Below are 21,312 nucleotides of genomic sequence, written 5' to 3'. Positions count from 1 at the left end.
TAATATGGGGAAAAAACTGCTAATACTAGCAAATCATTTTGCTACTATTTATAAATTTAGAAAAGAATTAGTTTCTAAACTTGTAGAAGAGGGATATGAGGTTGCTATATCTCTTCCCTTTTCACAAGATATTCACAAAATCAAGGACCTAGGGGTTAAGGTGATTGATACTAAGGTAGACAGAAAAAGCGTAAATCCAGTAAAGGATTTAAAACTATTAAATGATTATAAAAAAATAATAAAAGATGAAAAACCAGATATTGTTTTATCATATACAATTAAATGCAACATATATGGAGGGATGGCTTGTAGATTCTACGATATACCATTTATGGCTAACGTGACGGGCCTGGGAAGTGCTTATTATAGAGGGGGATTTATAAAAAATATAGTAAGTAATTTATACAAGATAGGTTTAAAAACAGCTAAAGGTGTTTTCTTTGAAAATACAGCCAATGCTCAAGTACTAATAAATGATAAAACTATTAATAATAACCAAGCTATAGTACTAAAAGGGGCAGGAGTAAATCTTAATCAGTTTCAATACTGTGAGATGCCATCAGGTCAGATAGTGAAGTTCTTATTTATTGGCAGAATAATGGCTGAAAAAGGGGTAAATGAGCTATTTGAAGCAATAAAAAGAATAAAAAAAGACTACTCAAATGTAGAGTTTTCTTTTATAGGATGGTTTGAAGAGGATTATAAAACTTTAATAGAGGAGTTACAAAGTGAAGGACTTATTAGATATTATGGCTACCAAGAAGATGTGACTCCTTTTATTAGAGATAGCCACTGTGTAGTGCTTCCATCATATCATGAAGGTATGGCAAATGTGCTTTTGGAAGGTGCTGCAATGGGGAGAGTGCTGATTACTAGTGATATATATGGTTGTAGGGAAGCTGTAGTGGAAGGTGTTAGTGGATGGACTTGTAAGGTGAAGGACAGTGAGGATCTTTATGAGAAGATAAGGATGTTTGTTCATATGGATTTTGATGAGAAGGTGGAAATGGGACAAGCAGGTAGAATATATATGGAAGATATTTTTGATAAGGATAAGGTAGTTGAGGAAACTGTGGAGGAAATGGGAAGATGGGTGAACCAATCAGAGTTTTGCATGTAGTAACATATATGGGTTGTGGAGGACTTGAAACCATGATTATGAATTACTATAGAAATATTGATAGAAGTAAGGTTCAGTTTGATTTTCTAACACATAGGTATGAAAGATGGGATTATGATGATGAGATAGAGAAACTTGGAGGTAAGATTTATAATTTGCCTAGATTAAATCCTTTTAGTTATAAGTATTTAAAGGCTTTAGATAATTTTTTTAGGGAGCACAAGGAGTATAAGATAGTTCACTGTCATCAGGATTGTTTGAGTGGAATAATTTTAAAGTATGCTAAGAAAAATGGTGTACCTTTCACTATTGCTCATAGTCATAGCTCTAATCAAAATAAAGATTTAAAGCTTTTAGTAAAATTAATTGCAAAGAAATCTATACCAAAGTATGCGGATTATCTATTTGCCTGTGGTAAAGAAGCTGGTAAGTGGATGTTTAACACAACAGAGTATACTATTTTAAATAATGCTATTGATACTAAAAGATATATATATAATGAAGAAAAATCGTTGGAGATGAAAGAAAAGCTAGGTATTGAAGATAAATTTGTCATAGGCCATGTTGGAAGGTTTAGACAAGAAAAGAATCATAGCTTTATTATAGATATTTTTAAAGAAGTTTGTGTAAAAGAACCTAATAGTACTCTATTGTTAGTGGGGGATGGGCCTTTAGAAGATGAAATAAAGAAAAAGGTTTATGACTCAGGTTTATTAGAAAAAGTAAAGTTTTTAGGGGCTAGACATAATGTAAATGACTTGATGCAAAGTATGGATGTATTTATACTACCTTCATTATATGAAGGAATTCCATTAACAATGATAGAGTCTCAGGCCTCAGGATTAAATTGTATAATCTCAGACAAAGTTCCTAAGGAATGTATAGTAACTGAAAACGTAAAGAGTATAAGTAAGAAAGAAGATTCAGAGTACTGGGCTAATGAAATTATTAAATGTAAAAATAAGATAAGAAAAAATTTATATAATGAAATTCAAGATGCGAAGTTTGATATAAAATCAAATGCTATATGGCTACAGGAGTTTTATTTGGAAAATATGGCAAAGGGGGATTAAACTTGGCTACTCTTACAATTTTTACACCAACATATAATAGAGCTTATATATTGAATCAATGTTACGAAAGTTTAGTAAGACAAACTTGTAAAGACTTTGTATGGCTAATTATAGATGATGGATCTACTGACAATACTAAGGAATTAGTGAACAAGTGGATAAAAAAAAATAATGGATTTGAAATTAGATATCATTATAAAAAAAATGGTGGAATGCATACAGGTCATAATGCTGCTTATGAGTTGATTAATACAGAGTTAAACGTGTGTATTGATTCGGATGATTTTATGCCAGACAATGCAGTAGAGATAATTACAGAATTTTGGAAGAAAAATGGTAATGATAAATACAGCGGAATAATCGCATTAGATGTTTATAAAAATGGTGAAATAATAGGATCTAAGTTACCTGATAAAAAGTCTACTACATTAAGTGGATATTATGATAAGGGAGGAAAAGGAGACAAGAAGTTAATTTATAGGACGGATGTTATTAATAGTTATCCAAAGTATCCAGAGTTTAAAGATGAAAGGTTTGTTCCACTAGATTATAAATATTTGCTCGCGGATCAAGAGTATGAATTACTTATATTAAATGAAGCAGTGTGTGTGGTTGAGTATATGGAAGATGGTTCTAGTATGAATATGTTTAGACAATATTATAAAAATCCTAGAGGATTTGCTTTTGTAAGAAAAGTTCATATGAAATATGATAAAGGATTTGTGAAAAAATTTAAGACTTGTATTCACTATGTATCTAGTAGCTTTATTATGAGAAATAAAAAGTTTTTAAGTGAATCTCCTAATAAGTTGATGACATTGTTAGCTTATCCTTTTGGTTTTATTTTATATTTGATAGTAAAGAGAAAAAATAGACAAGGAGCAATATAATGGCAGTATATATTTTTATGCTTGGTTGGGTAGTGATTTGGGGAATTATGTCACAGATGACAGCTCAAGAAGTATGTGTAGGAAATGAAGCATATGAAAAAAGAGCAAATTTATTTATGACGATAGTTACTTTTTCAGTAATTATACTTTTTGCAGGTTTAAGGAGTGGTGTGGCTGATACATATTCTTATATCAATATGTTTAAAGAATATCCTTTGTGGCCAGATGCATATGAATTTATAACTGATCCAGAAGCAAGAGAGCCTGGATTTAGGGTATTTTCAGTATTGATAAAAACATTTATATCACAAGACTATCAACTATGGTTATTTATAATTGCTTCTATAAGTGGAATTTGTATAATGTACCCATTATACAAATATTCTTGTAATTATGGCATGAGTGTATTTTTATTCATGGCTTCTTGTCAGTTTACATGGCTGCTAAATGGTATGAGACAGTTTTTAGTTGCATCAATATTGTTTGCCTGTACTCATCTTATTTTGAATAAAAATCCAATACCCTATATAATTATAGTTTTAATTCTATCAACTTTTCATAAATCAGCATTAATAATGATTCCTGCCTATTTTATAGTAAGTAGTGAACCTTGGAGTAAAAGAACAATGATATTTGTAGGCGTAGTAGTTTTAGCTATGCTGTTTACTAGTCAATTTACAAGTATATTAGATACAGTTGTAGAAAATTCAGATTATGCAACATCAATGGAAGAGTTTAAAAATACTGACGATGGAACTAATCTTATAAGAATAATGGTAGAGTTAGCACCAATAGTTATGGCCTTATTATATAGAAATAAAATAAAAGATAAGCTAACACCTATTATAAAAGTAAGTATAAACATGTCTCTTATATCTAGTGGATTGTATATTATATCTAGAATAGCAAGAAGTGGGATTATGTTAGGGCGACTACCTATATATTTTTCGCTATATAATATGATATTACTACCATGGCTTATTAAGAATATATTTGAGAAAAAGGAAAGAAGACTTGTGAATTATGGTATGATAATTTGTTACTTAGGATTTTTCTATTATCAAATGTGTATTGCCTGGGGTGGTTTAGAATATGTAAGTGATATTTTAAATTTGTATTATTAAATAAAATAGAGGAGTAATGATGTTATGGTAACTAGTATACCTAAAAAAATACATTATTGTTGGTTTGGAAAAAAAGATAAACCAGAAATTGTAGTTAAATGTATTGATTCTTGGGAAAAAGTTTTGAATGACTATGAGATTATAGAATGGAATGAAAGTAAATTAGATATAAATTGTAATACCTATGTAAAACAAGCATATGAAAGGGGAAAATTTGCATTTGTAAGTGATTATGTAAGAATAAAAGTATTATATGATTATGGCGGAATTTATTTAGACACAGATGTAGAAGTATTTAAAAAGTTTGATGATTTACTAGAAAATGATTCTTTCTGGGGATTTGAAGAAGCAAATTATATAGCAACAAGTACAATAGGAGCAAAAAAGCAAAACAAAATAATAGGTGAATTTATCGATTTGTACAAAGACCAAAGTTTTATAGATGAATTTGGTCAAATAAGCAAAACAACAAATGTTTCTATGATTACAGAATTATTAGCTAGCAAAGGTGTAAAGATGGACGGTAAATACCAACAAGTGGATAGTATGATTATTTATCCAAGAGAAATTTTATCTCCATATGATTATTCAAATTGTAGAGATTTTACTACAAAAGATACTTACTGCATACATCATTTTTATAAAAGTTGGTTACCATTATCACAGCGTATAAAAAGTAGTATAAAGTACAATATTGCAAACGTTATCGGAGGAGACAATATAGCTAAAATTAGAGAAATAATACAATAAAAGTTTTGGGTGATATTATGGAAAATATATTAATTTCATCATTTGATTTAGAAGTTGGTGGAGTGGAAAGAAGTCTAATAAGTATGGTAGATAAGTTTGACTATAAGAAATATAATGTAGATTTAATGTTATATAGCCATACAGGGGAGTTTATGAAGCTATTACCAAAGAAGCCTAATTTATTAGATGAAAATAAAAAGTATAAAACAATGAGAATGTCAATATTAGATACTATAAAAATAGGACAAATACCAATTGCAATAGGCAGACTTATAGCCAGATACAAAGCTAGGGGAAAAGGATATATGCAAATGCAATATATATGGAAATATACATTACCTTATATGTCAAAATTAAATAAAAAATACGATGTAGCAATTAGTTATTTATGGCCTCATTATTTTGTATCAGAAAAAGTAGTTGCAAATAAAAAAATAGCTTGGATACATACAGACTATTCAACTATAGAAACGGATGTAGAATTAGATCTTAAGATGTGGAGTAAATTTGATTATATAGTAGCAGTATCACAAGAGTGTAGAGCGTCATTTATATCAAAATATCCAACATTAAAAGAAAAAGTGAGAGTAATAGAAAATATAACATCACCAGAGTTTGTAAGAACGCAGTCAAGTGAAAAAATTAGTGATTTCCCAAGAAATAAGGGAGATTTTAATATATTATCTGTGGGAAGATACTGTGAAGCTAAGGGGTTTGACAATGCTATCAAAGCATTAAGGATTTTACATGATAGAGGTTATACCAATATTAAATGGTATATTATTGGATATGGTTCAGATGAAGAATTATTAAAAAAATTAGTAATAGAGAATAACCTAGAAGAGAGTTTTATCCTATTGGGGAAAAAGATAAACCCATATCCTTATATGAAAGAATGCGATTTGTATGCACAACCATCAAGATATGAAGGAAAGTCAGTTACAGTAACGGAAGCACAAATTCTTGGTAGACCAGTTATGATTACTAATTACGCTACTGCAAAGTCTCAAGTTGATAATGGGTATGATGGATATATAACTGAATTATCCATAGAGGGAATTGCTGATGGCATTGAAAGATTATATAGAAATATAAATCTGAGAGAAAAATTCATGAATAACTGCATCAATACTGAATATAGCAATAAAGAGGAATTAAAAAAACTATATGAAATAATGTAAAAGATAATTAAGTCAGAAAGAGGGTACAAAATGAGGATATGTACACTTACATGTCATGATGTATATAATCATGGAGCATCATTACAAGCATATGCATTAATGAAATATTTAAAAAATATAGGGCATGAAGTAGAGATAATAGATTATAAACCAGATTATCTTAGTCAGCATTATGATATAGGGGGTATAAGTAACCCTAAATGGAAGAAAAACATATTGACAAAGGTAACTTATATAACGTTAAAAATGCCAGGAAGATTAATTTCACTGAAAAGAAAAAAGGCATTTGATAAATTTAAAAAAAACAACTTAATTATAACCCAAAAGAGATATACATCAAATGAAGAGTTAAAAAAGGATTTACCACAAGCAGATGTATATATTTGTGGTAGTGATCAAATTTGGAATAGTTTACATAGAAATGGCAAAGATCCAGCATTTTATTTAGATTTTGTTCCAGATAATAAAATAAAAGCAGCTTATGCGGCTAGTTTTGCAACAGATACAATAGATGATAAATATAAACCTATGGTAAAGGAAAAAGTTTTAAAACTTGAAGGAGTAGGTATTAGAGAAAAAAGTGGAGTAGAAATAGTTAAAGGATTAGGAATAGATAAAGCTATAAATGTTGTAGATCCTGTATTTTTATTAGATAAAGAAGAATGGAATAAAATAGGAAATGAAACTTTTAACGATAATTATATATTAGTATATGATTTTGATAAGAGTAGTTTAGTAGAAAAAATAGCAACAGAAATATCAAGAGAAAAAGGATTAAAAATATATACTATAAATGCAGATAAACCTAAATATGCAAATAGACACTTTAATTTAAGTGGACCGAATACTTTTGTTTCTTTAGTAAAAAATGCTGAATTTGTTATATCAAATTCATTCCATGCAGTTGTATTTTCAGTTATATATAATAAAAATATAGCTATAGTTAATAGGACAGAAAATATTAATACAAGAATGAAAGATTTATTAGATGATTTAAAGTTGAAAGATAGATTAGTAAATGAAAATTATAATATAGAACAAATACTAAAGGACATTGACTATACAGAATCAAATAATATACTAAATCAAAAAATAGATTTTTCTAAACAGTATATAGATAATATATTATTAATCAAAAAATAATTTTTAATTAATGTATAAATAGAATGAGGTCGCTATTATGTCAAGCAAGTTACAAAATAAAAAAATTGCAATAATAACTAGAAAAATGATTACGGGTGGAGTAGAAAAAGCATTACTAGGAATGTTGGATAAGATGGATTTTAGAAATATTGAAGTAGATTTATACCTAGAACAATTAGGTGGAGAATTATTTGACGATATACCAAAAGAAGTTAATATTATTAAAATTCCTACTATAAAAGATAATAATGTTTATATATTAAAACATCCAATTAAATATTTAGAAACAATATACTTTAGAATTAAGATCAGAAATGAGAGTAACTATTTAAAACAGTGTAAATTAGCAGCTAATTGCTTGCCTATTGTAGATGAAAAGTATGATATGGCTATTTCTTATCATGCTCCTAATACTATACCTGTTTTTTATACAATTAATAACATTAATGCTGATAAAAAGGTGTTATGGTTACATGGAGACCTTGAATCAAATGATGGATTATGCAAAGAAGCATATGATTACTATAAATTATATGATAAGGTATTTGCAGTCTCAAGAAATGTTAAGGAATCATTTGATAATAATTATCTAGATTTGTCATATAAATCTGAAATATTTTATAATTATATAAATGAAATTCATTTAAGAACGTTATCAAATAAAGGAGATAGTTTTGATGATGAATTTTTAGGTATTAGAATATTAACTATCGGTAGGTTAGACTATCAAAAGGGATATGATCTTGCCATCAAAGTTTGTTATAAACTTAAAAATGAAGGATATAAAATAAAATGGTATGTTTGTGGTGATGGAAATTATAGACATAAAGTAGAAAATTTGATTTCAAAGTATAGAGTAAAAAAAGAATTTATTTTACTTGGGAACCAAGTGAATCCGTATGGATATTTGAAAGATTGCGATATATATGCACAGACATCTAGATCTGAGGGATACTGTACAACAACTAATGAAGCTAGAATACTATTAAAACCAGTAGTTACTACAAATGTAAGTGGTGCTACAGAACAATTTGAAAATAACAAAACTGGTATAATTACTCCTATTACAGTGGAAGGAATTTATGAAGGATTAAAAGTTTTAATCGAAAATGAATATAAAAGAAATGAATTAAGTGAAAATTTGAAAGTTAATTTAAAAAATAAGAATGAGGATATAGAAAAACTTACCAATATTTTATACTCAATGTAAGTGGGCGTTTAATACATAAAATAATTGTAAAATATACGATTGATAAAAGGAGAATTGAGTTGAATAATGATTATTTAGTTTCAGTTATAATACCTGTATACAATGTAGAAAAATATCTACACAGATGTGTAGACAGTGTTATAAATCAAAATTATAAAAATTTAGAAATCATACTTGTAGATGATGGTTCTCCTGACAATAGTTCTAAAATTTGTGATGAATATAAAAAAATAGATAATAGAATAGTTGTAATTCATAAAAATAATGGAGGACTTGCATCTGCTAGAAATAGTGGGATGAGAGTAGCAAAAGGAGATTATATTTTATTTGTTGATAGTGATGATTGGATAAATGAAAACACAGTAGAAGAATTATTATTAATTGCTATTAAAAATGATGTTGATTTTGTAAGGTTTACTCCTGTTACAGCATCACATCCACAGAAAATAGATGGTACACCTGTTGACTTTGGAACAGAGAACTTTATGGAGAGTGGGATATATGATAAAGAAAAAACAAGAAAAGATATATTTCCAAGGTTATTTGTAACACCGAACTTAACAATGGGTCCAATTGTTGCAGCATGGAGATCATTATATAAATCTAAGTTTTTGTTTGATAATAATTTGTATTTTTATGAAGATATAAAATATTCGGAAGATGCTATTTTTAGTGCGAAGGTAGTATATAATTCTAAAAAATTTTACTATCTAAAAGGTGGCTATTATTATCATTATTTTTATAATAATAACTCCATTACAAAATCATTTAAACACGATAGGTGGGAAGTATGTAAAGCTTTATCCATGAGGTTTAAACAAGAATTTGCAAGCAAAGAATATTATGATTTTACTGATCAACTATACTTGGAGGATATTTACAACGTATTAAATGCCCTTGGTCAAAACAAGTCATTAAATACTCTAAAAGAAAGATATGAATATGTAAAGAACATATTAAATGATAATTTCACAAAAAAATGTATGAATCACACTGGGTTAGTAGATGCAAATTTTAAAATGAAGATTGTATTAAATTTAATAAAATATAGATTTGCAGCATTATATGTTGTATTGGTGTAAAGGGAAGCACGTATGAAAGGAAATGTAAGTATAATAATACCTGTATTTAATACAGAAAACAAATTAAAAGATTGCTTAGAGTCTGTAAGAAGTCAGTCATATGAAAATTTTGAAGCTATACTTATTGATGATGGATCTACTGATAAAAGTGGAGAAATTTGTGATTATTATTCTAGTATAGATAGTAGATTTAAAGTCATACATTGTATAAATTCAGGCGTTTCAAAGGCTAGAAATATAGGGATAAGTTTATGCCGAGGGGATTATATAATATTTGTAGATAGCGATGATAAAGTGAAAAGTAATATGTTGAAAGATATGGTAGAAAATATAGACGAATATAATAGCGATGTAGTAATAACAGGGATAACATTTGTAGAAAAAGAAACTATAACCAAGGAAATAATACCTAAAGTAAATGGGAAATTAGGTTTAGATATATGGGAATATATATGCAAAGATAAAACTGGTATGTTTGGTTATATTCCTAATAAGTTATATAAATCTAGTATTATTAAAGAAAATAATATTCGATTTGATGAGAATAAAAAAATTCAAGAAGATTTGGATTTTGCTTTAACAGTATATTCATATTGTAATTCTTTTTATTTGATTGATAGAAGCTATTATTTATATAATTATGAATCTAGGAATAGAAAGCCACAACCATTAAGTTATATGGAAATTGAAATAAAAAAGAGAGAGATAATAAAAAGCAAAGGTTTGTATGATAGATGCAAAAAGGTACATTGCAACAGATTAGCATCTATGATATTTGTGTATTTGTATTGGTTACCCAAAGAGAAGATTAAATTTTTACAGGGGGTAGAAAGGATTTATAATATTAATGATATAGATGAAAGCTTTGATGTTAGTAGTATACATAATTTAGAAGAAAAAATAACTATATTTTTACTTAAAAACAGAAAAATAAATGCTTCATGGTGGTATTTTAGATTTAGAAGTATTAAAAATAGAAATTAACATAATTATTTTGGGGGAAAGGTAAATGTGTATATTCAGCATAATAGTACCAGTTTATAATGTAGAAAATGAATTGGGTAAGTGTATAGATTCAATTTTATCACAAAGTATTGAAGATTTTGAATTAATATTAATAGATGATGGTTCTACTGATAATAGCGGAAAAATATGTGATTGCTATGAGAAAAAAGATAAGAGGATAAAAGTTATTCATAAAATTAATGGAGGAGTGTCTTCAGCTAGAAATTCAGGATTAGATATTGCTAACGGTGATTGTATAACTTTTATAGATAGTGATGATTATGTAGATTACGATTATTTAAAAAAGTTATATAATCCAAATGTAGATATGGTGTTATGTAATATGAAATATATGCAAAGTTATAAAAATAATTATAGGATATTAGATAATGAAATATATGGAGTATTTAAAATAGATGAAGAAATTATAAATAAAATAATAGAAAGTAAATATATTAATTCAGCATGTAGCAAAATGTATAAGAATAATTTCATACAAAAAAATAATATTAGATTTAAGGAAAATATATCATTAGGTGAAGATACGATGTTTGTAATTGATTATATAAATAATATTAAAAATTTAGAAGTAAAAAAAGATGTTATATATACTTATATAAGTTATGATCGAGACACATTGAGTGTATTTAATGAGAAAAGCATACGTTATTTAGAATATCTTGATGAATATATTAAGAATAATCTATTAAGGAATCATAGTATACAACCAGGGAAAGTATTTGATAAACGTAGATGGGATAAGTATGAATGGGCTATATTTAAAACAATAAGTTCACAAAAAATGAGTTTTATGGAAAAAAGACGAATCTTAAAAAGTGTATTTAAGAATGAGAATTACATAGAGCTAGTTAAAGGTATAGATAATTTCATGCCAAATGATACGAAGATAGTAAGAGAAATTTTAGCTACTAGGAGTGTAAACTTGGTAATGTTATTTTTTTTCATATGCAATTTAAAATCAAGAATAAGGATAAAAAATGAGTTATGAGAGTAAAAAATTCTATGAAAAATATATTTATAAGTATAGTAACTCAAATAGTAATTATATTATTAGGATTTATATCTAGAAAAGTATTTATAGACAATCTGGGAACAGAATATTTAGGAATTAATGGATTACTAACTAACATACTATCGATGTTAAGCTTAGTAGAAGGTGGTATAGGTTTAAGTATAGTTTATAATCTATACAAACCTTTAGCAGAAAATGATACAGAGAAAATAACAGCATTAGTACAATTATATAAAAAACTATATTTAATATTAGCTATAGCTATATTTATACTAAGTACAATAATGTATATGTTTTTGGGAACATTTATAAAAGGAGGAACCACAGTACCTTTTGTTGGTGTGGTTTACTTTATATTTGTAATTAAAAACATGATCTCATATTTAAATGCACACAAATGGTCTTTGATAAATGCTGACCAGAAGGGATATGTAATAGCAAAATATAATCTCTTATTTAATATAGTTACAACTACAGCAAAGATAATAGTACTTCAACTTACTAAGAACTATATATTATATTTGTTTATAGAGCTAGCTATATTTTTAGTTCAGAACATTTACAATGGTAGAATTGTAGATAATAGGTACCCATATATAAGGTCGAAGCAAAAACATGATGTAGACAAAGAGACTAAAGATAATTTGATAATAAATGTAAAGGCTTTATTTCTACATAATATAGGCACTTATTGCGTTTTTGGTACAGATAATTTGCTGATATCTTCATTTATAGGATTAAAAACAGTTGGTATGTATTCAAACTATACAATGATAACAACTCAATTATCATCATTATTAACACCAGTATTAAATGGTATAGGAGCTAGTGTAGGAAATTTAATAGCTACTGAGAGCAAAGAAAAAAGTTATCAGATATTTAATGTGGTTTATTTAATAAATTTTTGGATTTATTCTTTTAGCGTAATATTTTTATATAATTTATTAGAGCCGTTTATTAATTGGTGGTTAGGTGAAGGCTTATTATTAAATAACATAGCCTTTATATTTATATTAATAAATTTTTACTTAACAGGTCTTAGAGTATCTGTAAGTACTTTTAAAACAAAGGCAGGTATTTTTGTGAATGACAAATATGCTCCATTAATAGAGTCAATTATAAATCTAGGAGCATCCATTATTCTTGAAAAATATTTTGGACTATTAGGTATATTTATGGGAACAACTATTAGTACAGTATGTGTTCCATTATGGCTTCAATCTAAGTTAGTATATAATAAAATTTTTGATAAATCAGTTGTAGAATATTTCAATAAATATATTATATATGCATTATTAACGTTGATAGTGGGTTTTATTACCACATCTTTATGTAATACATTTATTGTAATTGATGGTTTTATAGCTTTGGTGATAAAAGGTATAGTTTGTGTATTATCAGTTAATATTTTTTATTTTATAATATTTCATAGAACAGATGAATTTAAGTATATATGGCAAATAATTAAACCTATTATTACTAAAATAAGAGCAAAGTTAGCATTAAACTAGAAAAATTTAATAAGTGTAATGAAAATTCAACAAATAAATATTACTATTTTATAGAATTATATCCACTGAGAGTATATATAAAAACTATATAGTGAAATGAAATCTAGTTTATTGAAATTAAGGAGTAAGAAGTAAAAAGGGTATAATAATAAATAAGGAGAGGAAGATGAGTAAAAAAACGAAAAGAAGATCACTTGTTTTATTATTAGTTGCATCAATTTTTCTAATATGCGTCTACTATGTATCTATATCTTATAATAAAATAGCAACGAGTAGATATTCAATAGAAGCAAACCAAATCAGCAATTCTATTAATATAGTTATCATATCTGATTTACACGACAATGAATTAGGAAAAAATAATAAAAAATTAATAGATGAAATAAACTCACTGTCTCCAGATATTATTATAGTTGCAGGTGATATGATAAACTCAGACTCAAAAGATAGCAAAATAGTTACAAACCTTATGAAACAGTTATGCGAAAATCACAAAGTATTTTATTCACTGGGAAATACAGACATAGATTATATGAAAACAGGAACATCAAATTTAGTAAAAGAACTAGAGGATGTAGAGGTAACAGTACTTGATAATGAGTACAAAGATATAGATTTAAACGGAAACAAAATAAGAATAGGTGGAATGTATGCCTACGCTTTTGGATTGAATGGTAACAATAATGTTGATAAAAACACTATGGAAGAAGGGATTTTTGACTTTCTAAATGATTTTCAAGATACAGACAATTACAAAATCATGATGGCTCACAGACCAGACAGCTTTATATTTGGGAATGCATCAAAAGTATGGAATATTGACCTAGTAGTAAGTGGACACAACCATGGTGGACAAGTAGTACTACCTTTTGTTGGAGGACTTTACGGAGGAGATCAAGGTTGGTTTCCAAAGTATGACAAAGGATTATTTGATTTAAACAAAATAAAGCTCCTTATAACTAGTGGGCTAGGATCAGGTAAACAAAAGCTACCCAGATTTAATAATCCACCTGAATTAGTAAATTTAAAGATATCAAATAAATAATTATAAAGGAATTAAGACCATAGTTTTTACTATGGTTTTTTTGTTTGTTAGAAAATTATAGTTCCATTTACGCTGTTAATAAAATTAATTTCTATCTAAAAAATACAATATTCTACAAAAAAGGACAAAAGGGCTATGTTATAATACGCATTGAAAATATGTATATATAGTAAGGAGAATATGAAATGAATTTAAGTTTTAAGGCTAGTTTACAAAAGGCATGGACTTTATTAGAAGATAGGGTAATTATAGGAAACAAAGAAATATTGCTTACAGAAATAGAATCTGTAAAATTATTTGGAAAGTCTTCTTTTGCAACAAATGGAGTAATACAGATTACTGTGAATAAAAAAGTTATGAATTTAGCATATCCTCATAAGTCAAAAGAAGATGGAGAAAAAGCATTAGATTATTTACAAGATAATTGTGGTAGCAAAGAAGAAATATCTAATAGAAAAACTGTGAAACAAATAAATCATGAAATAAATGCTCTGCCATGTAAAGATGAGTGGGGAACAAGAAAGGAAATTGCAGAATTACCATCAATACTTAGATTAGATGAAGAAATTAAAGCTATGACAAGTGGGCTCACTGAAGGGAATACTTGGTTGATAGTATGCACAAATAAACGAGTATTAATGTTAGATAAAGGGATGATTTATGGATTGAAATTAATAGATATACCATTAGATCGAATTAATAGTATTTCTCATTCTAAGGGATTATTGCTTGGAAAAATAGCTATCACTGATGGTGCAACAACAAGAATGATAGAGAATGTATCTAATAATACTGTTAGTTTTTTTGCAGATACAGTTAATAATGAAGTTGAACAATATAAACAAGCAAAAACTACTTCAGTTACACAAGTAGTAAATAATATATCAACTGCAGATGAGTTAATGAAGTATAAACAGTTATTAGATATGGGTGTATTAACTCAAGATGAATTTGATATAAAGAAAAAAGAACTTTTAGGTTTGTAATAAAAAATTAATTGCTTAGCAAACTTTATAAATATAGATTATGAATAGAGTATATAAAATAATGCAATAATTAATAAAATTTGGATTTTATTATACGTATAGCTAAAAAAAATATATAAAACCAACAATATTTTATAAAATATGATATGAATACTGTTGTATGATGGTAATGTCATATCGACAAAATAGTTACAAATAGGTGGAGATTTATATAATTGGGAGTAAATTAAAATATGAGAACATTAGAGCAAATAGGAAGTGAATTTTTCTCTGCAGTAGATGAAACTTTAAGTGATGCAGTACTTGGTATTCATACACAAATATCATTAGGAGATGCAGAAGAACTATTAAAATTATGTAATGAAATAAATAATACAGAAGATGATTTATATAATATGGCTAATAAGCTGAGTGAACTATCTGATAAACTAATGGATGCAGGTTATTTTGATAAAGTAGTTGCATATAAAAGTTTATCATTTAGAATGGAAACATTGATTGATAAATTAACAAAATTTACTTTTAAATCTACTCTAGATTACATAGATTCTAAAGAAAAAATGGAATTACTAAATGATTTAGATGAAGAGTTTAAAAGATATATAGAAACAAAAAAAGAATATAATTTATAGTAAAAAACAGTATTAAATTATTTGTTTGCATATATTTTATTTTTATAAAAATAATAGAGCGGTGTAAGCTGTGACTAAAAATGCATTATAATATAGATTATAAAGTTGGAGTTTTTTATATAGTAGGAGGAATATATGAGCTTTTTTAAGACTGTTGTAGGAGGAGCACTAGGATTTATGGTTGGGGGACCATTGGGTGCAGCAGGAGGAGCTGTATTAGCAAACAGCTTTGGAGGTGGCAATTACAGATATAATATTAATTGTCCACATTGTCATAAATCATTAGGAGTTAATGAGTATGGGATTTATAACTGTTCTCACTGTGGTGGGAATTTTGATTTTTCCACTGATGGTGTTATAAAAAATAATAATTTCAATGTGATTTGCCCATATTGTAATGGAAATGTACTAATTGATAGTACTGGAATATGGAATTGTTGTCATTGTAAAAATAGTTTTGAATATGGGGAAGATAATAGGATAAGAAAATACGATGATGAAGAAAACACATATATTTTTATTATATTTGCAGCATATGCTAAATTTTGCAAGATTAATGGATCTATTAAAAATAGTCATATAAAAGTTCTAAATGATATTATAAATAATTATTATGGATTTGATGAACAAAATAGAAAAAAAGCCATAGAATGTTTTAGAAAAGGAAGAGATTCAGATAAAACTTTTGAAGACTACTGTGTTAAATTAAATAACAGCTGTGATGATAATCTTGAAGACGATAGAAATCTAAAGAATGGATTTTTAGATTGTTTATATAAAATAGCAACTTTTGGGGGAAAAGCTACATATCAAGATGAAAAAATGCTTGATTATGCAGCAGCAGTTCTTAAAATAGAACCTTACATAATAAATTCAATTAAAGCAGAATATATGGATAATACTTTGGACAAGTATTATGAGATTTTAGGATGTAAAAAAGGCGATGATTTACCAACAATAAAATCTAAATACAGAAAACTTGTTGGAGAGTGTCATCCTGACAAGATTTTAAATAAAGATTTACCAGACTATTTGGTAGAATACTCGACACAAAGATTTAGAGAGGTTCAAGAAGCCTACGAAAAAATTAGAGTAACTTTAGGAGCATAATAATAAAAAAAAATAATTTCTAATTCAGCATATCTATCATTTATGTTACTATTAACATATTTTACTAAGTATAGCGATGATTAATAAAAAGTTTGAATATTATATTCAGGCTTTTTTTTATTTATACAAAATAATCTATGCAGTAATCTAAAAAAATGACAATACCTTTATATAAATATAAAAATATAGTTGAAAATAATAATAATAAAACGAGTAAAAATTTATTTATGAAAAATGATTAACTTTATTATAATTGGAGAATAGTATATACTATAAGTATAAAAGTGAAAAAATCACTTTTAATATAAAATAAGGGGGCGAAGGATAATATGTTACTTAGATTTAATGTGAAAAATTTTCTTTCGTTTAATGAAAATACTGAATTTAGCATGTTTTCAGGAAAAGCAAGAATGAAAGAAAATCATTTGATAAAAACGAAAAAAACGAATTTGTTAAAATTTGCTGCTATTTATGGTGCAAATGCTGCAGGTAAATCAAATTTAGTTAAGGCAATGTTTTACTCAAAAAATATAATTATAGGAAGTATGAGTGATGCTTCTAGAGATTATTACTTTAAAGGAAATACAGAAAATAAGGATAAAAACACAACTTTTGAATATGAAATAATGATAGGTGATAGATATTATGCTTATGGATTTAATATAATCATTAGTAAAAAAGAAATATGTGGAGAATGGTTATATGATATAACTAATAAGGATGAAAAGTTGATATTCGAAAGAAATATTGAGGAAAATCATTTTGAATATGGTATAAAGTTTGCAAACAGTGAAAATAAAACAAGATTTAATATTTATTTTGAGGATAGTAAATTAAATAAAAAGTCTTTATTCTTAAATGAATTAAATAGAAATAAGGAAACCTTATATGAAGATCATAATGAGTTTATTGTATTCAAAGAGATTTACGCATGGTTTACGGAGTATTTAGACCTTAATTTTGCATCAGCACCAATAACTAATTTTCAATATATGTTAAGTAATGATGTTAGCTTTAATGAAAGTGTTGTAAATACACTAAATATGTTTGGAACAGGAATAACAAATTTTAATCTAATAGAGTCAGATATAGATGATATTCGAAAAGATTTGCCAAGAGAGTTACTAGAAGATGTAAAAGAAGAATTATTAAAACATGATGAAGGTGTAAAAGGAGTAAATATTAGAGGTAATAAACAATTTTATAATATAACTTTAGATGACAATAATAATTTAAAGGTTAAAACTTTAGCTTTTAAACATGAAAATCAAAATGGAGACTTCTATTTATCAGATGAATCAGATGGTACTAGAAGGCTTATGGATTTAATAGAAATATTACTGAATTCTAAAAATAAAGTATTTGTTATTGATGAGATAGATAGAAGTTTACACCCTAATCTAACTTACAAATTTATTGAATTATTCTTAGAGGTTGTAGAGTGTAAAAATGTCCAACTTATAGTGACAACTCATGAAGATCGTGTGCTAGATCTAGATTTATTAAGAAGAGATGAAGTATGGTTTGCAGAGAAGGATAATAGAGGAAGAACAGAACTCTATTCCTTAGAAGACTTTACACCTAGATTTGATGCTAAAATTATTAAGGCCTATTTAGAAGGCAGATATGGAGCAGTACCTCACTTTAAAAATTTAAATATAGAAAAATTAAATAAGCTTTATTGTGATAATAACTAATATTGGAGATTAAGAATATGAGTTTGCGTATAAAGAAAACTATGGGTATTAGAAGTAACTCAAGATATAGAGATTTTAATAAAAAGTATATTTTTGTATTTGAAGGAGAAAAAACTGAAGAATATTATTTTGAAAATTTATCTAATTATAAAAGTGAACTAGGTATTAATGATTTGATTCATATAGAAATTTTAGAAAAGTTAGATGAAACGAGATCTAATCAACTAAGTGTAGTTAAATCTTTAGATAATTATATTAGAGAAGTAGTTGAAATGAAACAATGTAATATAAGTATTAAAGAAAAAATAAGTGAGTTAGTTATTTCTAATTTGGGCAATTACAATGATATAAAAAATAAAACTTTAGCATTAGTAGAGGAATGTTTTATAGATGTTGAATATGGAGAAAATATAGATAAATTTATAAATTTTATTGAAGATTTAATAATTGACGAAGACATAGATATAAATATATTGATTCAAGATATAAAAAATTTAAAACAAAGCTTGGATTATGATGATGAAATTGATGAAGTATGTATAATTATTGACAGAGATAAAGCTAGTTTTAAAAAAGAACAATATGAAGAAGTAGTTGCAATATGTGAAGAAAATAATTATAATTTAGGTATTTCAAATCCTTGTTTTGAGTTTTGGTTATTATTACATTTAAGTGATTGCAAAGAATATAATGCAGAAGATATTAGAATAAATAGAAAAATATCAAAATCTAGAAACTCAAAAAGATTTTTAGAAAAAGAACTGGCTACAAAACTAGGAGGATCTTATAATAAAAGTAATCTTAAGTTTGAGCAGTTTAAAGATCATATTAATGAAGCTATAAAAAATCAGAAGTTACATGAAATGGATGTAGTAAAATTAGAAAATCATATAGGCACTAGGGTAGGTTTAATTATTGGCAAAATGATAATAGAATAATATAAATTAGGATAGAAATAGAGTAAATAGATATATTAAAAGGCAATAACTGATATGTATTAAAAATCAGTTATTGCCTTTTAATATATCTATTATTAATAATCCAAAAGGGGGTAACAAAAATGTGCACCCCTTTGCCCCAAGTCTAAATATAATTTCATAAACTATTTTATACAAATAAACCACAAAAATAAACTACTATAATATCAATAAAACAAATTTCAAAGGAAAAATTATTAATAATTGGAGGTAGAAAAATGGAAAAGCAATTAATACCCTACATAATTAATGAAAGTGGAGAGGTAATAGTAAGTGGAAGAGAACTACACGACTTTCTTCAAATTGAAACACCTTTTAAAATATGGATATCAAGAATGATAGAGTATGGATTTGAGGAAAAGGAAGACTACGAAATAGTGATACAAAAACACCAAACATCAGGAGGAATACAAGACCTTAAGGACTATATGTTGAAGGCAGACATGGCAAAGGAAATTTGCATGTTTCAAAGAAGTGACAGAGGAAGACAGGCAAGGTTATATTTTATAAATCTTGAGAAAAAGTTTAATTCACCAGAAGCTATTTTAGATAGACTTAGACAATTATTAGATTATAACACATCATACACACAAAGCTCACATGAGGAAATTGTGTATCCTTCACAAGCTGCGTCGCAAATCATACCAAGTAATCCTAATATGACAAATCAACTAGTGCCTAGCTATATGGCAGATAATTATAACAGTGAAAATTTTAGTGATTTACTTACTAATTTTAGAGATACAGCAAAGATGTTTGGTATGAAGGAAAACATGCTAATAAGCTGGCTGATTTTGAGAAACTTTTGTTACAGAGACAACTATAACAGTATTAGGCCTTACTCACAATATATGAAATATTTTAACCTAAGACCATTTAAATCACCAGCAGGACATAGTGGAATTCAGGCATTGATAAATTCAAGGGGAAGAGACTATTTTACAAACTTGCTCATGAATGAGAATCTTATGGAAGTAGAATATATTAATGTTTTGTAAAAATAATGTACAAATATTTATACAATAAATATTTATATAAAATTGTTGCTAACAAAACGTAAGTTCGTTACAATATAAATATAAAACGTATGTTCTATAAAATAATAAAGTAAACTTGAAAAATAAAAGAGGGGGACAAAAGATGAATATTTTAATGGAAGATATTCCATATGAACTACATGCTTTGGCAGAAATAGTAGGAATGAAAAATTTTGAAGAAATATCAAAACTTTATGGTGGTACTACAGTATATATTCCAGTCCACAGAAAAGTAGTTTTGGGGGAAAGAAACAGAGAAATTGTAAGACAATATAATGGGAAAAATGTGGACAAACTTAGAGTAAAATACGGCATTACAAGTCAACAAATAAGAAAAATTTTAAATGACAATGGAGTTTTAAATTAATGGATGAACTTATTTTCATACAAATGATAGAGTACATAAATTAAAAAATCTAAAGGTTATAAATATTTTTATCATAAGGCTCAAACTTTACTTTAAGTTGAAAAAGTAAAGTTTGAGTAAGTTTGTTGGCGATAAATTTATTGTAAGAGGGGAGTAAAAACTTTGAGTTTTAATAGTAAAAAATACGTTGATGATATAAGAAGTTTGAACGAATGTAAATTGCAATATATATTTGTATAAAAAGAGGAAAATAATTATGTACAAAAAATATACTTTTAAGAATTACCTGAAGAAGAACTATCTAAATAATTAAGTTTAGACTTTAACCTATATGATGGA

The 21,312-nt window shown here is 26.7% G+C and carries 20 protein-coding genes; all 20 read left to right on the top strand.

Features of this window, described 5'->3' with window-relative positions; genetic code table 11:
* Positions 1–4: 4 nt before the first annotated feature.
* Positions 5–1,120 (top strand): glycosyltransferase family 4 protein, encoded by a 1,116-nt coding sequence (locus tag K0040_RS16195; RefSeq protein ID WP_228109793.1) that lies wholly within the window; start codon positions 5–7, stop codon positions 1,118–1,120.
* Positions 1,090–2,193, top strand: a complete 1,104-nt coding sequence (locus K0040_RS16190; protein WP_228109792.1) for a glycosyltransferase family 1 protein — start codon at positions 1,090–1,092, stop codon at positions 2,191–2,193. Before K0040_RS16195 ends, K0040_RS16190 begins: the two co-directional genes overlap by 31 nt.
* A gap of 2 nt (positions 2,194–2,195) precedes the next feature.
* On the top strand, positions 2,196–3,083 hold the full coding sequence (locus K0040_RS16185; protein WP_228109791.1) for a glycosyltransferase family 2 protein: 888 nt from the start codon (positions 2,196–2,198) through the stop codon (positions 3,081–3,083).
* Positions 3,083–4,207, top strand: coding sequence for an EpsG family protein (locus tag K0040_RS16180; protein ID WP_228109790.1), 1,125 nt, complete (start codon positions 3,083–3,085; stop codon positions 4,205–4,207). Before K0040_RS16185 ends, K0040_RS16180 begins: the two co-directional genes overlap by 1 nt.
* 24 nt (positions 4,208–4,231) lie before the next feature.
* On the top strand, positions 4,232–4,957 hold the full coding sequence (locus tag K0040_RS16175; RefSeq protein ID WP_228109789.1) for a glycosyltransferase family 32 protein: 726 nt from the start codon (positions 4,232–4,234) through the stop codon (positions 4,955–4,957).
* A gap of 17 nt (positions 4,958–4,974) precedes the next feature.
* Entirely contained in the window at positions 4,975–6,138 is a 1,164-nt protein-coding gene (locus K0040_RS16170) for a glycosyltransferase (protein ID WP_228109788.1), read from the top strand.
* Between the two features lie 30 nt (positions 6,139–6,168).
* Positions 6,169–7,281, top strand: a complete 1,113-nt coding sequence (locus tag K0040_RS16165; RefSeq protein WP_228109787.1) for a polysaccharide pyruvyl transferase family protein — start codon at positions 6,169–6,171, stop codon at positions 7,279–7,281.
* A 37-nt stretch (positions 7,282–7,318) separates the two neighbouring features.
* On the top strand, positions 7,319–8,491 hold the full coding sequence (locus tag K0040_RS16160) for a glycosyltransferase (RefSeq protein WP_228109786.1): 1,173 nt from the start codon (positions 7,319–7,321) through the stop codon (positions 8,489–8,491).
* Positions 8,492–8,550: 59 nt separating this feature from the next.
* Positions 8,551–9,573: a glycosyltransferase family 2 protein gene (locus tag K0040_RS16155; RefSeq protein ID WP_228109785.1), complete on the top strand. Its 1,023-nt coding sequence runs from the start codon at positions 8,551–8,553 to the stop codon at positions 9,571–9,573.
* A 12-nt stretch (positions 9,574–9,585) separates the two neighbouring features.
* Positions 9,586–10,557, top strand: coding sequence for a glycosyltransferase family 2 protein (locus tag K0040_RS16150; protein WP_228109784.1), 972 nt, complete (start codon positions 9,586–9,588; stop codon positions 10,555–10,557).
* Between the two features lie 25 nt (positions 10,558–10,582).
* Positions 10,583–11,587 carry a glycosyltransferase gene (locus tag K0040_RS16145; protein ID WP_228109783.1) on the top strand — a complete coding sequence of 335 codons (1,005 nt, stop codon included), beginning with the start codon at positions 10,583–10,585 and terminating at the stop codon, positions 11,585–11,587.
* Entirely contained in the window at positions 11,584–13,122 is a 1,539-nt protein-coding gene (locus tag K0040_RS16140; RefSeq protein ID WP_228109782.1) for a lipopolysaccharide biosynthesis protein, read from the top strand. Before K0040_RS16145 ends, K0040_RS16140 begins: the two co-directional genes overlap by 4 nt.
* Before the next feature lie 166 nt (positions 13,123–13,288).
* Entirely contained in the window at positions 13,289–14,167 is an 879-nt protein-coding gene (locus K0040_RS16135; protein WP_228109781.1) for a metallophosphoesterase, read from the top strand.
* Between the two features lie 185 nt (positions 14,168–14,352).
* A complete protein-coding gene (locus tag K0040_RS16130) occupies positions 14,353–15,153 on the top strand; it encodes a PH domain-containing protein (RefSeq protein WP_228109780.1) in 801 nt (266 codons plus the stop codon).
* Between the two features lie 233 nt (positions 15,154–15,386).
* Positions 15,387–15,785, top strand: coding sequence for a hypothetical protein (locus K0040_RS16125; protein ID WP_228109779.1), 399 nt, complete (start codon positions 15,387–15,389; stop codon positions 15,783–15,785).
* A gap of 135 nt (positions 15,786–15,920) precedes the next feature.
* Positions 15,921–16,895, top strand: a complete 975-nt coding sequence (locus K0040_RS16120; RefSeq protein WP_228109778.1) for a DnaJ domain-containing protein — start codon at positions 15,921–15,923, stop codon at positions 16,893–16,895.
* 329 nt (positions 16,896–17,224) lie between these two features.
* Positions 17,225–18,592 carry an AAA family ATPase gene (locus tag K0040_RS16115; RefSeq protein WP_228109777.1) on the top strand — a complete coding sequence of 456 codons (1,368 nt, stop codon included), beginning with the start codon at positions 17,225–17,227 and terminating at the stop codon, positions 18,590–18,592.
* A 17-nt stretch (positions 18,593–18,609) separates the two neighbouring features.
* Positions 18,610–19,530, top strand: a complete 921-nt coding sequence (locus tag K0040_RS16110) for an RloB family protein (RefSeq protein WP_228109776.1) — start codon at positions 18,610–18,612, stop codon at positions 19,528–19,530.
* A gap of 257 nt (positions 19,531–19,787) precedes the next feature.
* The gene (locus K0040_RS16105) at positions 19,788–20,567 is read left to right on the top strand and encodes an antA/AntB antirepressor family protein (protein ID WP_228109775.1); all 780 of its coding nucleotides are present in this window, start codon (positions 19,788–19,790) and stop codon (positions 20,565–20,567) included.
* A 142-nt stretch (positions 20,568–20,709) separates the two neighbouring features.
* Complete coding sequence (locus K0040_RS16100; protein ID WP_074918882.1) at positions 20,710–20,973, top strand: Mor transcription activator family protein; 264 nt, start codon at positions 20,710–20,712, stop codon at positions 20,971–20,973.
* Positions 20,974–21,312 lie beyond the last annotated feature (339 nt).

The organism is Terrisporobacter petrolearius (assembly GCF_020748185.1).
Classification (GTDB): Bacteria; Bacillota; Clostridia; order Peptostreptococcales; family Peptostreptococcaceae; genus Terrisporobacter; species Terrisporobacter petrolearius.
This window is presented reverse-complemented; position numbering and strand designations above follow the sequence as displayed.

Excerpts from the sequence above, each read along its gene's own strand:
- K0040_RS16195 (WP_228109793.1), top strand. The coding sequence starts at position 5 with ATGGGGAAAAAACTGCTAATACTAGCAAATCATTTTGCTACTATTTAT.
- K0040_RS16190 (WP_228109792.1), top strand. The coding sequence starts at position 1,090 with ATGGGTGAACCAATCAGAGTTTTGCATGTAGTAACATATATGGGTTGT.
- K0040_RS16180 (WP_228109790.1), top strand. The coding sequence starts at position 3,083 with ATGGCAGTATATATTTTTATGCTTGGTTGGGTAGTGATTTGGGGAATT.
- K0040_RS16175 (WP_228109789.1), top strand. The coding sequence starts at position 4,232 with ATGGTAACTAGTATACCTAAAAAAATACATTATTGTTGGTTTGGAAAA.
- K0040_RS16170 (WP_228109788.1), top strand. The coding sequence starts at position 4,975 with ATGGAAAATATATTAATTTCATCATTTGATTTAGAAGTTGGTGGAGTG.
- K0040_RS16165 (WP_228109787.1), top strand. The coding sequence starts at position 6,169 with ATGAGGATATGTACACTTACATGTCATGATGTATATAATCATGGAGCA.
- K0040_RS16160 (WP_228109786.1), top strand. The coding sequence starts at position 7,319 with ATGTCAAGCAAGTTACAAAATAAAAAAATTGCAATAATAACTAGAAAA.
- K0040_RS16150 (WP_228109784.1), top strand. The coding sequence starts at position 9,586 with ATGAAAGGAAATGTAAGTATAATAATACCTGTATTTAATACAGAAAAC.
- K0040_RS16145 (WP_228109783.1), top strand. The coding sequence starts at position 10,583 with ATGTGTATATTCAGCATAATAGTACCAGTTTATAATGTAGAAAATGAA.
- K0040_RS16140 (WP_228109782.1), top strand. The coding sequence starts at position 11,584 with ATGAGAGTAAAAAATTCTATGAAAAATATATTTATAAGTATAGTAACT.
- K0040_RS16135 (WP_228109781.1), top strand. The coding sequence starts at position 13,289 with ATGAGTAAAAAAACGAAAAGAAGATCACTTGTTTTATTATTAGTTGCA.
- K0040_RS16130 (WP_228109780.1), top strand. The coding sequence starts at position 14,353 with ATGAATTTAAGTTTTAAGGCTAGTTTACAAAAGGCATGGACTTTATTA.
- K0040_RS16125 (WP_228109779.1), top strand. The coding sequence starts at position 15,387 with ATGAGAACATTAGAGCAAATAGGAAGTGAATTTTTCTCTGCAGTAGAT.
- K0040_RS16120 (WP_228109778.1), top strand. The coding sequence starts at position 15,921 with ATGAGCTTTTTTAAGACTGTTGTAGGAGGAGCACTAGGATTTATGGTT.
- K0040_RS16115 (WP_228109777.1), top strand. The coding sequence starts at position 17,225 with ATGTTACTTAGATTTAATGTGAAAAATTTTCTTTCGTTTAATGAAAAT.
- K0040_RS16110 (WP_228109776.1), top strand. The coding sequence starts at position 18,610 with ATGAGTTTGCGTATAAAGAAAACTATGGGTATTAGAAGTAACTCAAGA.
- K0040_RS16105 (WP_228109775.1), top strand. The coding sequence starts at position 19,788 with ATGGAAAAGCAATTAATACCCTACATAATTAATGAAAGTGGAGAGGTA.
- K0040_RS16100 (WP_074918882.1), top strand. The coding sequence starts at position 20,710 with ATGAATATTTTAATGGAAGATATTCCATATGAACTACATGCTTTGGCA.